14 protein-coding genes are annotated in these 13,341 nt (G+C 70.3%); 4 read left to right on the forward strand and 10 right to left on the reverse strand.

What is annotated here, in order from left to right:
- Nucleotides 1-15 precede the first annotated feature (15 nt).
- The 4 genes from B2J86_RS01555 to B2J86_RS01570 all read right to left on the reverse strand — a co-directional run bounded on the left by B2J86_RS01555 (nt 16) and on the right by B2J86_RS01570 (nt 4,698).
- The gene (locus B2J86_RS01555; RefSeq protein ID WP_169634403.1) at nt 16-912 is read right to left on the reverse strand and encodes a sensor histidine kinase; all 897 of its coding nucleotides are present in this window, start codon (nt 910-912) and stop codon (nt 16-18) included.
- A gap of 23 nt (nt 913-935) precedes the next feature.
- A complete protein-coding gene (locus B2J86_RS01560) occupies nt 936-1,727 on the reverse strand; it encodes a response regulator transcription factor (protein WP_169167838.1) in 792 nt (263 codons plus the stop codon).
- A 365-nt stretch (nt 1,728-2,092) separates the two neighbouring features.
- Nucleotides 2,093-3,487, reverse strand: a complete 1,395-nt coding sequence (locus B2J86_RS01565; protein ID WP_173024559.1) for an MFS transporter — start codon at nt 3,485-3,487, stop codon at nt 2,093-2,095.
- Complete coding sequence (locus tag B2J86_RS01570) at nt 3,487-4,698, reverse strand: multidrug effflux MFS transporter (protein ID WP_173024560.1); 1,212 nt, start codon at nt 4,696-4,698, stop codon at nt 3,487-3,489. The genes B2J86_RS01565 and B2J86_RS01570 overlap by 1 nt, the downstream gene beginning before the upstream one ends.
- A 93-nt stretch (nt 4,699-4,791) precedes the next feature.
- Here B2J86_RS01570 and B2J86_RS01575 point away from each other — a divergent pair, with 93 nt between their 5' ends.
- On the forward strand, nt 4,792-5,817 hold the full coding sequence (locus B2J86_RS01575) for a DUF72 domain-containing protein (protein ID WP_173024561.1): 1,026 nt from the start codon (nt 4,792-4,794) through the stop codon (nt 5,815-5,817).
- Here B2J86_RS01575 and B2J86_RS01580 read toward each other — a convergent pair.
- The gene (locus B2J86_RS01580; RefSeq protein ID WP_240964714.1) at nt 5,735-6,397 is read right to left on the reverse strand and encodes a methylated-DNA--[protein]-cysteine S-methyltransferase; all 663 of its coding nucleotides are present in this window, start codon (nt 6,395-6,397) and stop codon (nt 5,735-5,737) included. The two genes, B2J86_RS01575 and B2J86_RS01580, sit on opposite strands and share 83 nt — an antisense overlap.
- 268 nt (nt 6,398-6,665) lie before the next feature.
- Here B2J86_RS01580 and B2J86_RS01585 point away from each other — a divergent pair, with 268 nt between their 5' ends.
- The 3 genes from B2J86_RS01585 to B2J86_RS01595 are packed head-to-tail and all read left to right on the forward strand — an operon-like array spanning nt 6,666 to nt 8,744.
- Nucleotides 6,666-6,935, forward strand: a complete 270-nt coding sequence (locus B2J86_RS01585) for a hypothetical protein (protein WP_169634407.1) — start codon at nt 6,666-6,668, stop codon at nt 6,933-6,935.
- Between the two features lie 14 nt (nt 6,936-6,949).
- Nucleotides 6,950-7,720 (forward strand): histidine phosphatase family protein, encoded by a 771-nt coding sequence (locus B2J86_RS01590; protein ID WP_173024562.1) that lies wholly within the window; start codon nt 6,950-6,952, stop codon nt 7,718-7,720.
- A gap of 43 nt (nt 7,721-7,763) precedes the next feature.
- Nucleotides 7,764-8,744 (forward strand): NAD(P)H-hydrate dehydratase, encoded by a 981-nt coding sequence (locus B2J86_RS01595; RefSeq protein ID WP_173024563.1) that lies wholly within the window; start codon nt 7,764-7,766, stop codon nt 8,742-8,744.
- Nucleotides 8,745-8,771: 27 nt separating this feature from the next.
- Here the strand turns inward: B2J86_RS01595 and B2J86_RS01600 are convergent, their stop codons facing one another.
- The 5 genes from B2J86_RS01600 to B2J86_RS01620 form a co-directional block, all read right to left on the reverse strand.
- Nucleotides 8,772-9,677: an SDR family oxidoreductase gene (locus B2J86_RS01600; protein WP_169634410.1), complete on the reverse strand. Its 906-nt coding sequence runs from the start codon at nt 9,675-9,677 to the stop codon at nt 8,772-8,774.
- Nucleotides 9,674-10,609 carry a glutathione S-transferase family protein gene (locus B2J86_RS01605; protein ID WP_169167830.1) on the reverse strand — a complete coding sequence of 312 codons (936 nt, stop codon included), beginning with the start codon at nt 10,607-10,609 and terminating at the stop codon, nt 9,674-9,676. The genes B2J86_RS01600 and B2J86_RS01605 overlap by 4 nt, the downstream gene beginning before the upstream one ends.
- Before the next feature lie 65 nt (nt 10,610-10,674).
- A complete protein-coding gene (locus B2J86_RS01610; protein ID WP_173024564.1) occupies nt 10,675-11,691 on the reverse strand; it encodes an NADP-dependent oxidoreductase in 1,017 nt (338 codons plus the stop codon).
- A gap of 84 nt (nt 11,692-11,775) precedes the next feature.
- Nucleotides 11,776-12,207, reverse strand: a complete 432-nt coding sequence (locus B2J86_RS01615; RefSeq protein ID WP_173024565.1) for a PaaI family thioesterase — start codon at nt 12,205-12,207, stop codon at nt 11,776-11,778.
- A 52-nt stretch (nt 12,208-12,259) separates the two neighbouring features.
- Entirely contained in the window at nt 12,260-13,051 is a 792-nt protein-coding gene (locus tag B2J86_RS01620; protein WP_173024566.1) for an SDR family oxidoreductase, read from the reverse strand.
- Nucleotides 13,052-13,341 lie beyond the last annotated feature (290 nt).

Raw genomic sequence — 13,341 nt, forward strand, 5'->3', positions numbered from 1 at the left:
AGCATAGCAAAAAACCTATTTGGCCGAAAACAGGTGGCGGTCCAGCCATTTTTTGCGCCGCCCCGGCAGCGCGCCCGGGCCTGCCGCACCCGGCAGCGCGGCAACGCAGGGCACTTCGACGCCAATCCACACCCCGCCCTGCGCCGACGGCCCCACCTGCAAGCGCCCGCCCGCCTGTTGCGCGCGCGAACGCATGCCGGCCAGTCCCTTGCCGCCGCCCGGCGGAGCGGCGCCGTCCGCCCGGGCCAGTCCGCGGCCGTTGTCGCTGACCTGCAACAGCCAGGCGTTGCCGGAGGACGCCGGACCCCACGACACGCTGACGCGCGTGGCGTGCGCGTGCTGCAGCGTGTTGCTCAGGGCCTCCTGCACGATCAGGGCCAACTGCTGTGCCGCGGCACCGCCCAGCACGGCGCCGCTGCCCGCCTCCTGCACGCTCCAGTCCATCGCGATCCCGCGGTGTTCCAGCACCGGTTGGAAGCGGTGGCGCAGCCGGGCCAGCCGGTCGGGCAGCGCCTCATCGGTGCTGTCCATCGAGTCGACGACCACGCGCAGCTCCAGCAGGCACTGCTCCAGGCTGTGCAAGGCGTGTTGCTGTGCGGGCTGCGCCGCGTCGAGCAGTGCCATGGCGCCCACGAGCTGCGAGCCCACGCTGTCGTGCAGGGTCTGGGCGATGCGCTGGCGCTCGGCCTGCAGCTCGGGCGAGGGCCGCGCACTGCGCCGCGGGCGCCAGCGCAGCACGCGCGGCAGCTGCACCAGCAGCAGCGCCCCGAGCAGCACCGTCGCGCCCAAGACCACCCACTGCCCAAAGCGCTCTCCGGCAAACCAGCCCAAAGCCATGGGCAAAAACAGCAGCTGCAGCAGCCACAGGGCCACGCAGGCCAGTGCAAAGACCGGGGGGCGGTAGCGGAACATGGCGGGCTGCCACGGCTCTGGCGCTAAAACAGGCCCCGCAGCGAGGCAAAGCGCACCGCCTGCGCGCGCGTGCGCACCTGGAACTTGCGGTAGATGTTGCGCACATGTGTGTTCACGGTCATGCCGCTGATCTGCAGTTGCGCGCCAATTTCGGTGCTGGTGTGGCCGCTGGCCACCATGCGCAGCACTTCTTTTTCCCGCTCGGAGAGCTGCTCGAACTCTGGCGGCGCTGGCGTTCGGGCCGCGCCGGTATGGGACGAATCAAAGCGCTGCAACAGGCGGCGCGCCAGCGTGGGCGTGATCGAAGCGCCCCCGTTGGCCACCTGCAGCACCGCCTGCGGGTAGTTGCCGAACCAGGAGTTCTTGAGCAGAAAGCCCGTGGCGCCGAGCTCGAAGGCGCGCAGCACCTGCTCCTCGCTTTCCGTGACGGACACGACCACCGCCTCGGCCGCGGGGCGCACCGTCTTCATGTAGTCGAGCAGCTCGAAGCCCTCGCCATCGCCCAGGTGCAGGTCGACGAGCATCACATCGAAATCGTGCTGCTTGATGGCCCGGCGCCCCTCGCGCACGTTGGTGGCCTGGCCCACCACCATGGTGCGCGGGTCGGCCATGAGTTCCTGCGCCATCACGCGCCGGATGTGGGCGTCGTCGTCCACGATCAGCACGCGCACGGGGCGTTCGGCCTGCCCGACCAGGAAATGCGGCCACACCGATGGCGGCGCGTTGTAGACGCCGAAGTTGGCGTCTTCCTCGGTCTCCGGTGCCGGCGCGCCGGAAGGGAGCGCACTGTCGGGCAAGGCGTGGACTGCGACCATAAGACCTCCAGCGTGCCGCAGTACCCTGTGCCCAGGGCCCACGTGCACATGGTTTTTCGGGCAAAAATGCCACCAACAGCAACAGCGGCGTGCCACCAGGCACCACGCGGCACGCGGCGCAGGTTTCAGACATTACTTCTTGGCACTACCGCTTTTTACCCAGGGTTTGTGTTGCTGTCCAGACTTCTGTGTCGGCGCTGGTATGTTCGGCCCGCACGCGCCGCGCGGGGTAGCGGCTTCAGCACCCAAGCCACCGTCTGCGAAATTCAAAAAAGATAGCTGACGGCGCCCGTGGGGCGTGGCATTGCGGCCATTTTCATGCCAAATCTGCACACCCTACGGGCTGGCCCGGCGCCGGGCACGCCTCAGTGGCTGCGCAACCGCAGCGAGCTGCACACCCCCGCCAGCGCCGCAAAGCTCGCGGCCAAAAGCAGCGCCACGACCTCGCCGACCCCGTCGCTGGGCGGCCAGACCGTGAAGATGGTGGCCAGCAGGACGGCGCCCAGCGTCTGCCCCGTCAGCCGCGCCGAACCCAGCATGCCGCTGGCGGCGCCGCTGCGGTGCAGGGGTGCCGACGTGACGATGGTGTGGTTGTTGGGCGACTGGAACAGCGCAAACCCGGCCCCGCACAGCGCCAGGCGCCAGACCATGTTGGCGTTCGACGGGTCGGCGGGCAGCGCCGCCAGCAGCAGCAGGCCGCTGGCAAACACGCCCATGCCGATGCCGCCCAGCAGCCCGTCGGCATAGCGCCCAATCAGCCGGCCTGCCAGCGGCGCCACGACCACGATGCCCAGCGGCCAGGCCGTGATCAGCAGGCCCGCCTGCAGCGGGGAGCGGCCAAAGCTGTCCAGCAACAGAAAGGGCAGCGCCAGGTAGGCCAGCATCTGCGCGCAAAACGCGCCCACCGACGACCCCATGGACAGCGCAAACACCGGAATGCGCAACAGATCGATCGGGAACAGCGGTGTGGCCATGTGCCACTGGCGGCGCAGATAGACCCAGCCCACCAGCACGCCCGCCGCCAGCAGGGCCCAGGGCAGCGGCGAGGCCGCACCGGGCGTGTCGCCATGGCGCACGCCCAGGCGTTCGGCGCCCAGGAAGATCAGCGTGAACATCAGCACATTCAGCGCAATGTCGACCATGGAGTTGCGCGGGCCCGTGTCCAGCACCGGGTTGCGCGGCAGCGCGCGCCGCCCCAGCCACAGGGTGAATGCGCCCAGCGGCAGGTTGAGCGCGAACAGCCACGGCCACGAGGCGACCGACAGGATGCCCGCCGCGACCGAAGGCCCGGCCACCGAAGAGATCGCCACCACCATGGAATTGATCGCCATGCCGCGCCCCAGCAGCGCGCGCGGGTAAATCAGGCGCACCATGGCCGCGTTCACGCTCATGATGCCGGCCGCGCCCAGGCCCTGCACGGTGCGCGCCGCAATCAGCGTGCCCAGCGAGTTCGCCAGCATGGCGCCCACCGACGACAGCGCAAACAGCGCCATGCCGACCAGGTACACGCGCCGGTAGCCGATGCGGTCGCCGAGCGAGGCCAGCGGCAGCAGCATGACCAGGGTGGCGATCTGGTAGGCATTGACCACCCAGATCGAGTGCGCGGCGCTGGCGTTGAGTTCGCGCGCGATGCCCGGCAGCGCCAGGTTGACGATGCTGCCGTCGAGCACGGCCACCGTCAGGCCCAGGATGATGACCAGCATGGCCCGGCTGCGCGCCGGCTCGGGCAGGCCGTCGTGCGGCGCGTCGGTGCCGGCCATCAGGCGTGGCACCCGTGCAGCCGGCCCGCGCGCGCGCCGCCGAGCGTGATCCAGGTCAGCGCCACGCCCACCAGGGCGCCGCTCGCCATGCCCACCACCATCGGCAGCGGCTGGCCGTTGGCAAACAGGCCGACGATGCCCATCGCGGCCGCGCCGGTCAGCATTTGCAGCGTGCCCAGCAGCGCCGAGGCCGTGCCGGCAATGGCGCCATGCTCTTCGAGCGCCAGCACCGAGGTGGTCGGAATCACCAGCCCCATGAAGGCGCTGGCGATGAAATACAGCGCGATCAGTACGCCCAGCCGGTCGCCGCCCGCCAGGTAGTAGCCCAGCAACGCCAGCATGACCGCGCCCGAGGCGCTGGCCGCCCCCTTGACCACGCGCACGAGCCCGAAGCGCGCACCCAACGCGGCCGTGAACTGCGAGGCGCCGATGAAGGCGATCGCGTTGAGCGAGAACGCGAGGCTGTACTGCGTGGGCGTGAGCCCGTAGTGGTTGATGAGCACGAACGGCGAGCTCGCCAAGTACACGAAGAAGCCGGCCATGGCGCAGCCGCCAATGAACACCAGGCCCAGGTAATGCGCATCGCGCAGCAGCAGGCCGTAGGCACGCAGCGCGCCGCCCAGGCTGCTTTCGACCCGCGCGCTGGCGGGACGGGTTTCCTTCAGCACGGCGTACACCAGCACCAGACCGGCCACGGCGGCCAGGGCCACCGCCCAGAACACGCCGCGCCAGCCCGTCAGGGCGATCACACCGCTGCCTGCGAGCGGCGCCAGGATCGGCGAGACGCTGAACACCAGCATCAGCAGCGACATCAGGCGCGCGGCCTCGTTGCCGGTGTGCAGGTCGCGCACCACGGCGCGCGGAATGGCCATGCCGGCCGCCGCGCCCAGGCCCTGCACAAAGCGCAGCGCCACCAGGGTTTCGATGTTCGTCGTGAGCGCGCAGCCCACGCTGGCCACGGTGAACAGGCCCAGGCCAAAGTACAGCGGCGGCTTGCGCCCCAGCATGTCGGAGACCGGGCCGTAGAACAGCTGGCCGGTGCCCAGCGCCAGGAAGAACGCCGTCAGGCTCCACTGCACGGCGCCCACCTCGGCGCCCAGGCTCTGCCCGATGGCCGGCAGCGCCGGCAGGTACATGTCGATGGCAAACGGGCCGATGGCCGAAAGCAGGCCCAGGATCAGGGCGATTTTGAGAAAACGGGAAAAAAGCATAGCTCGCGATTGTCGCCAAGCTGGGCCAATGCTGCTCGCCGGGCGCTTCTTCGCTACCATCTTGGCCTCCACGCCGCCCCAACAGGCCCCGCCATGCAAGACGATTTGTTCGGCGCGCCGCCCCTCCCGGCGCCTGTGCCACCGCGCAAACGCGCCCCTGAGCAGGTGCGTGCCGCGCCTGCCGACGCGGCGCTCGCGGCGCTGGCGGCGGCGCTGCCACCGCAGCTGCGGCTGGGCACCTCGTCCTGGGCCTACCCCGGCTGGAATGGCTTGGTCTGGGATGGCGACTACCCCGATGCCGTGCTGTCCAAGCACGGGCTGGCGGCCTACGCGCAGCACCCGCTGCTGCGCTGCGTGAGCATCGACCGCAGCTTCTACCGGCCGCTCACGGCCAGCCAGTACGGGCATTACGCCGCACAGGTGCCGGCAGACTTCCGCTTCGTCGTCAAGGCCCCGAGCCTGGTCACCGATGCGCTGGTGCGCGGCGAAGACGGCCGGGGGCGCCAGGCCAACACGGCGTTCCTCGACCCGGAGCTGGCCCTGCGCGAATTCGTGCAGCCCGCGCTCGACGGCCTGGGCGCCAAGGTCGGCGCGCTGGTGTTCCAGCTCAGCCCGCTGCCGCTGGCGCAACTGGACCGCTGGCCCGCGCTGCTGCGGCGCCTGCGCGCCATGCTGCTGGCCCAGCCCGGGCTGGCCCCCACGGCACCCGACGGCGTGCTGGCCGTGGAGGTGCGCGACCCCGAGTGCCTGACGCCGGAGTTCGCCGCCGTGCTGCGCGAGGCCGGCGCCACCTACTGCCTGGGCCTGCACGCCAAGATGCCGCGCCTGGAAGCACAGTTGCCGCTGCTGCGCGCGCTCTGGCCGGGTCCGCTGGTGTGCCGCTGGAACCTCAACCCGCTGCATGGCGCGTACGGCTACGAAGAGGCGCAGGCCGTGTACAGCCCCTACGACAAGATCGTCGACCCCGACCCCGAAACCCGCGCGCTGCTGGCACGCACGATTGCCGGCATCACCGGGGCCGGACAGAACGCTTTCGTCACCGTCGCCAACCAGGCCGAGGGCTGCGCCCCGCTGTCGGTGCGCGCGCTGGCGCAGCTGGTGGCGCAGTCGCCGCGCTGACCGGCCCGGCGTCGAAGAGCCCTGGCTGCGCGCCGAAACGCGCGCCTTCGATCTGCAGCAACCGCAGCTTGGTGGCCGTGCCGCCTTCGGCCGAGAAGCCACCCGCGCGCCCGCCGGCCGCCAGCACGCGGTGGCAGGGCACGACGGGCGCGAACGGGTTGTGCCCGAGCGCCTGCCCGACGGCGCGCGCCAGGTGGCGCCCGCCGAGCTGCGCCGCCAGTTCGCCATAGGTGCTGGTCTGACCGGGCGCGATGCGCAGCGCCAGCGCATAGACGCGGCGCTGGAAATCCGTCACGCCGCGCATGTCCAGCAGCACGCCGTCCATCGCGGGTGCACGACCGTCCAGGAATGCGGCGATCGTGTCGATGGCCGCGGCCACGGGCGGTGGCGGCGCCGCCTCGGGCAATGCGCCCGCGGCGCGCAGCAGGCGCGCCCGCGTGGCCGCGGCCGTGGCCTCGGGCAGCTGCAGGGCCACGATGCCGTGCGGGCCCCAGGCCACCGCGCACTGGCCCACGGCGGTGGCAAAAAAGGCCCAGCCACCGCCATGGTTCGGGCTGTGCCAGAGTGGCGCTTGCTGCAATTTGCTCTCCTTTTCATAGCTATCAACGTTGCTCACACATGCGTTGAGGCCACTTTTCATCCACATTTTGTCGTTCCGCCAGCGCCTGCGCCAGCGCCTGCGCCAGTGCCGTGCGCCAGGCCTGTAGGACGCAGAGCACGCGATGTGAAGACGCGTCTTACAGCGCGGCGCCCCAGCGGCGCTGCAAGATCGAACACGCCACCACAAGCCGCACCCGTCTGTTCCATTCCTCCATCGTCCGCCCTTTTTGCGCACCGGCGCTACCACCATGAAAATTTCCGACAAGCTCAAGGACCTTCAACGCTGGGACGAACGCCGCCCCGGCTTTCCGGGCGAGCACTGGCTGGCGCTGGGCGCGGGCCTCCTGGTGATGCGCCGCGCCGGGCGTTCGCGCTCGCTGGTCGGCCGCATGCTCGGGCGCACGCTGGGCACCGCGCTGCTCGCGCGCGCCGCCACCGGGCGTGACGGTCCGCTGGGCAAGCGGGCCCCCACGCCGACCGACCGCGTGCGCGACCTGCTGGCCCAGCGCGCGCGCTGAGCGCAGCCCCGCCCATGCCCACGAACTGGCCGCGCACCCTCTGGATCGTGCGCCACGGCGAGAGCGCCGGCAACGTCGCGCGCGACGCCGCCGAGGCGGGCGGGCTGCCGATGATCGACCTGGCGTGGCGCGACATCGACGTGCCGCTGTCGGACCTGGGCCACGCCCAGTCGCGTGCGCTGGGCCAGTGGTTTGCGCGCCAGGCGCGCGAGCACCAGCCCGAGGTGATCCTGTGCTCGCCCTACCTGCGCGCCCAGCAGACCGCCCGCGCGGTGGCCGAGCACAGCCAGCTGCTCGGCGGCGCCGACGCCAAGCTGCGCCTGGACGAGCGCCTGCGAGAGAAGGAATTTGGCATTCTCGACCGGCTCACGCGCCACGGCATCCAGCAGCAGCACCCGCAGCTCGATGCGCAGCGCGCGCACGTCGGCAAGTTCTATTTCCGCCCGCCCGGTGGCGAGAGCTGGTGCGATGTGATCCTGCGCCTGCGCAGCCTGCTCGAGATGGTGACGCGCGAATACGCCGACCTGCGTGTGCTGGTGGTGGCGCACCAGGTCATCGTCAACTGCATGCGCTATCTGCTCGAACACATGGACGAGCAGCAAATCCTCGGCATCGACCGCCAGGGCGACGTGCCCAACTGCGCCGTGACCTCGTACCGCGCCGAAAAGCGCAACGACGCCGACACCGTGATGCAACTGGACCTGGTGAATTTCCTCGCGCCGCTGCACGACGCGGCCACGCCGGTGACGCGCGCGCCCGACGCGCCCGCCGCGCCCAAACCCTGAAGCGCCCCCGCGACGCTCCGCCGCCCCTGTCCAGAGGCTGTCCATGGCCCGCTCCCTGTCCCGCGCTACAGCCGAACCCACCGATGCGAACGCAGCGGAGGGCGGCGCGCGCGCCCTTGCGCGCCCCCGGCTGCTGACCGAGGCCCTGCTGGCGCGCTGGCCGCTGCCCGATCCCGGTCAGCAGGCCGACAAGGAAATGCGCGGCCACGTGCTGATCGTGGCCGGCAGCCCGGAGATCCCCGGCGCAGCGCTGCTGGCCGCCACCGCAGCGCTGCGCGCGGGCGCGGGCAAGCTCACGATCGCCGCGCCCGAAAGCATTGCGCAGGGCTTGGCGCTGGCCGTTCCCGAGTCGCGCGTGATCGGCCTCAAGGAAACGCGCGGTGGCGGTTTTGCGGCCAGCGGCTGCGCGCTGCTCGAGCCCCTGGCCGAGCGCGTGAGCGCGCTGGTGCTGGGGCCGGGCATGCAGGACGAAGCCCGCAGCGTGCCCTTTGTGCGCGCCCTGCTGCCGCTGTTCCGCGCCAGCACGGTGGTGCTGGACGCCTGCGCGATGGCGGTGGCGCAGGACGGTCCGTTCGCGCAGAGCGTGGTGATGACGCCGCACGCGGGCGAGATGGCGCACCTGACCGGTTTGAGCAAGGACGCCGTCGTGGCCGACATGCTGGCTGCGGCGCGCGCGGCCGCGCAGCGCTGGAACGCCTGCGTGGCGCTCAAGGGAGCGACCACCTTCATCGCGCAACCCGACGGCCGCGCCTGGCGCTTTGACGGCGGCACGCCGGGGCTGGCCACTTCGGGCTCGGGCGACACGCTGGCGGGGCTGATCGGCGGGCTGGCCGCGCGCGGCTCGCCGCCGCTGCAGGCCTGCGCCTGGGGGGTGCTGCTGCACTCGCGCGCCGGGCGGGCGCTGGCGCAGGCGCACGGACCGCTGGGTTACCTCGCGCGCGAACTCTCGGCCCAGGTGCCGGCGCTGATCCATGCGATGGGCAGGGTCCCCGCAGGCGGACGCGGGAGCCCACGGGAGCCCTGACGGCGGCCGCCCCCGCACGAGGCCCGTTCAAGCCGCGCGCAGCGCCGTGCGCAGCTGCGCGCCCAGCTCGGGCTTGTCGGCAAACGGGTCGGTCGGATTGCGCGCCTGCAGGATGTCTTCGAGCCGCGTCTGCACCGAGCCGATGGCCTTGGGGTGGCTGTAGATGTAGAACCGGTTGGCGGCGGCAGCGTCGAACACTTTTTGCGCCACCTCCGCCGCCGTCACCTTGCCCGAGGTCACCGCCTTGCCGATCATGGCCTGGCCGATGAGCTGGCTCTGCGTGGGCTTGCTTGCGGCCAACTCGCCAGGGCGGTTGCGCTGGCTGTCGTTGATGCCGGTGGCGACGAAGAACGGGCACAGCACGCTGGCGCCCACCTGGTCCGTCACCAGCGCCAGGTCCTGGTACAGCGTCTCGGTGAGGCTCACCACGGCGTGCTTGCTGACGTTGTAGATGCCCATGTTCGGCGGCGCCAGCAGGCCCGCCATGCTGGCGGTGTTGACGATGTGGCCGCGCCACTGCGGGTCGGCCCGGGCGGCGGCCAGCATCATCGGCGTGAACAGGCGCACGCCGTGGATCACGCCCCACAGGTTCACGCCCAGCACCCATTCCCAGTCCTTGACCGAGTTCTCCCACACCAGGCCGCCCGCGCCCACGCCGGCGTTGTTGAACACCAGGTGCGGCGCGCCAAAGCGCTGCTGCACGTCGGCGGCCAGCTGCTCCATCTGCGCGGCGTTCGATACGTCGACGCGGCGCGCCAGCACCTGGCAGCCTGCGGCCTGCATCTCGGCGGCCGCGGCGTCCAGCGCGTCCTGCTGCACATCGACCAGCACCAGGTTCATGCCCAGGCGCGCGCCGATGCGCGCGCATTCGAGCCCGAAGCCCGAGCCCGCGCCCGTGAGCACCGCCGTCTTGCCGTGGAAGTGGTCGATCATGTCTCTGCCTTTCGGAGGGTGTAGCCAATGCGCGGGAAGTGCACGTGCACGGTGCCCACGCGCGGGTCCTGGCGGCGCAGCGTGTAGCGCGTGCGCGTGGCGGCCAGCAGCTCGCCGTGGGTGGGCTCGGTGCCAAAGCTCTCGGCCGCGATGCTCACGGCCGAGCCCAGCGCGATGCCGTGCTCGTCCTGGAACACGTCGCCCACCAGCGGCAGCGGCTCGGCGCCCGCGGCGACGGTGATGGCATCCTCGCTGCTGAACTTCTCCATGCGCACCATGCCCAGCGCGGCCACGCGGTCCATCCACTCGGACACGGCCGGCGTGGCGGCGAAGATGTCGGCCATCACCGGCACGCAGGTGCGCGTGAACCACAGCGGATGGTAGGCGGCGAAGTCGGCCAGGCACGGCTCGGCGCCGAACAAAAAGTCGTGCTCCTCGGCCATGTGCGCAATGCGCCGCAGGTACGAGCGGTAGGCGGCGGTGGCGTCCTGCGGGCGCGGGCGCGGCATGCCGGCCGCCATGGCGCCGCGGTCCGCGCCAAAGGCCTGCGCCGCACCGTCGGGCAGGTGGGCGAACAGGGCGGCCGCGCCGCGCGGCTGCAGGCTGTAGGCCATGGCGGCCGAGAACAGCGTGGTGTCGGCCCACTGCGCGAACACGCGCGCCACGCCCTTGAGGTGCGGCGGGTACAGCACGGGCTCGGCCTGCTGGTGCTCCAGCACGTCGCAGATCAGGGCCGTGTCGCAGTAGATGTCGGCGCCGACCTGCAGGATGGGCGTCTTGCGGTAGCCGCCCGTGAGCGCCTGCACGTCGGGCTTGGGCAGGATGCTGGGCACGATCACCGACTTCCAGGGCAACTGCTTGTAGGCCAGCGCGCGCCGGATCTTTTCAGAGAACGGGGACGACGGGTAGTGGTGCAGGATCAGAGCGGTCATGGTGCCTCCGTGAGAACGTGCTTACGGGTTCAGGTCGGGCGGCCAGCGCCGGGGCGCACGGCCGCTCAGACCAGCTTGACGAGCTGCTTGCCGAAGTTGCGGCCCTTGAGCAGGCCCAGGAACGCCTCGGGCGCGGCGGCAAGGCCCTGCGCAATGCTCTCGCGCGGGCGCAGCTTGCCGGTGGCCACCAGCGTGCCCAGCTCGATCAGGGCCTCGGGCCAGACCTCCATGTGCTCGCTGACGATGAAGCCTTCGATCTTCATGCGGTTGATGAGGATCAGCGCCGGGTTGGCCATGGGCAGCGGCGCGCCGTCGTAGCCGGCGATCATGCCGCACAGCGCGATGCGGCCAAAGGCGTTCATGCGCAGCATGACGGCGTCCATGATCCAGCCGCCGACGTTCTCGAAGTAGCCGTCGATGCCGTTCGGGCAGGCTTCCTTGAGCGCCTTGGCCATGGCCGGGGTGTCGGTGTGCTCCTTGTAGTCGAGGCAGGCGTCGAAGTGCAGCTCTTCGACGGCATAGCGGCACTTGTCCACGCCCCCGGCAATGCCCACCACGCGGCAGCCGCGCGCCTTGGCCAGCGCGGCAAAGGCGCTGCCCACCGCGCCACTGGCGGCGCTGACGACCACAGTGTCGCCGGCCTTGGGCGCGATGATCTTCACCAGGCCGTACCAGGCCGTCACGCCCGGCATGCCGACAGCGCCCAGGTAGGCGGACAGCGGCACCTGCGTGGTGTCCACCTTCTTCAGGGCACCGGGCTGCGTGGCATTGACCACGCTGTATTCCTGCCAGCCGCCAAAACCCACCACCTTGTCGCCCACGGCGTACTTGGGGTGGTGGCTCTCGACCACCTCGCCCGCGGTGCCGCCCTGCATCACCTCGCCCAGCGGCTGCGGCTGGGCGTAGCTCTTGCTGTCGTTCATGCGCCCGCGCATGTAGGGGTCCAGGCTCAGGTAGTGGTGGCGCACCAGCACCTCGCCGTCTTGCAGCGCCGGCGTGTCGCTGGCCACCAGCTTGAAGTTGGCGGCCGTGGCCCCGCCCTGGGGGCGGTTGTCGAGCAGGATTTGCTGGTTGCGGGGCATGGTGGTCTCCTGTGGGTTGCAAATTTGATAGCTGCCAGCGATTACCCAGTAAGCGCTGGAGGCCCATATGACCTGTTTTTCGGATCAGTCGGTGGACAGGACTGCCGGGGCGGCCACCCCCGCGCCCTCTTCCGCACGGCGGCGCACATATTTGAAGGTGCCGGTGGCATGGCTGCACAGGCGGCCTTCGGCGTCGACCACCGAGCCTTCGACAAACGCCATCGACGCGGTGCGGTGGAGGAGCCGGCCCTTGGCCACGAGGGGGCCGCGCGCGGGCTGCATGAACGTGGTTTTCATCTCGATCGTGACGACGCCAAAGTCGGGCGTGTCGCTGCGCGCCGCAGTCGCCATGGCCACGTCGAGCAGCGTCATGGAGGCGCCGCCGTGGGTCACGGCAAACGAATTCAGGTGCTGGGGCTGCGCTTCGTAGTGCAGCTCGGAATGGCCGCCGTCCATGCGGTGCAGCGTAAAGCCCAGGTGGCTGACAAAAGGAATTTCTGCACCAAATTTCAACACGGTTCGCTCCAAGGTTCAAAGAAGAGCGCGCAGCATACCCAAGCCGCAGCGCTCAGCCACCGGTGACCACGCTCACGCCGCCGTCCACCGCCAGCCACTGACCGGTGATGTGCTTGCCCGCGTCGGACGCGTACAGCGCGCACAGGCCCTTCAAGTCCTCGTCGTCGCCCAGCCGGCCCAGCGGCGCATGGGCCGCCAGCGCCTCCTCGCCCATGGCCTTGAGCGTGCCCACCGTCATCTTGCTTGGAAAGAAACCCGGGCAGATGGCATTGACGCGGATGCCGTACCGGCCCCATTCGGCGGCCAGCGCGCGCGTGAAGTTGATCACCGCGCCCTTGGACGTGTTGTAGGCAATGGTCTTCATGCCGCCGGGGTTGCCGCCCAGGCCGGCGATGGACGCCACGTTGATGATGCTGCCGCTGCGCCGCCCGATCATGCTGCGCTTGGCGATGTGCTGGCTGAGGATGAAATAGCCGCGCACGTTGAGGTTCATGACCTTGTCCCAGGCCTCGACCGGGTGGTCCTCGGCGGGCGCGCCCCAGGTGGCGCCGGCGTTGTTGACCAGGATGTCCACGTCGCCCATGCGCTGCATCGTCTCGTCGGCCAGGCGGTGGATGTCGGCCTCCTGCGCGCAGTCGGCGGCGGTCCAGCGCGCATCGATGCCCGCGTCCTGCAGTTGCGCCGTGGCCTCTTCCAGGTCGGACGCCTTGCGCGAGCTGAGCATGATGCGCGCGCCCGCCTCGCCCAGCGCGTGCGCGATCTGCAGCCCCAGGCCGCGCGAGCCGCCGGTGACCAGCGCGGTCTTGCCGCTGAGGTCGAACAATTGCTGGATGGTGCGGGTCATGTCGTGGTCTCCTGGAGCAGGTTAGATGCATGTCGTCAATGAGCCCATGCCCAATGGCCGGCCTAGCGCTTGCTGTGTGGCAGCCGATTGTGCGATGGCGCAGTGGCGCAGCGTGTCACCTGGGCGATTGGTGCCGAGACACCCAGGAAAACATTTTGGCCAGTGGTGATGGACATCGCGCTTTTTTTAATATTTCTTCCTCCTGCCCTCGCCTCTTCAATTCCAAAAGTGTATAAAACCTTTCGTAATGATGGGATGACCGGAAGGGAACATCTCTTTTGTACTTGCTT

Origin of the sequence: Acidovorax sp. SRB_14, assembly GCF_012932145.1 — a bacterium.
In the GTDB taxonomy this organism is placed as follows: domain Bacteria; phylum Pseudomonadota; class Gammaproteobacteria; order Burkholderiales; family Burkholderiaceae_C; genus Simplicispira.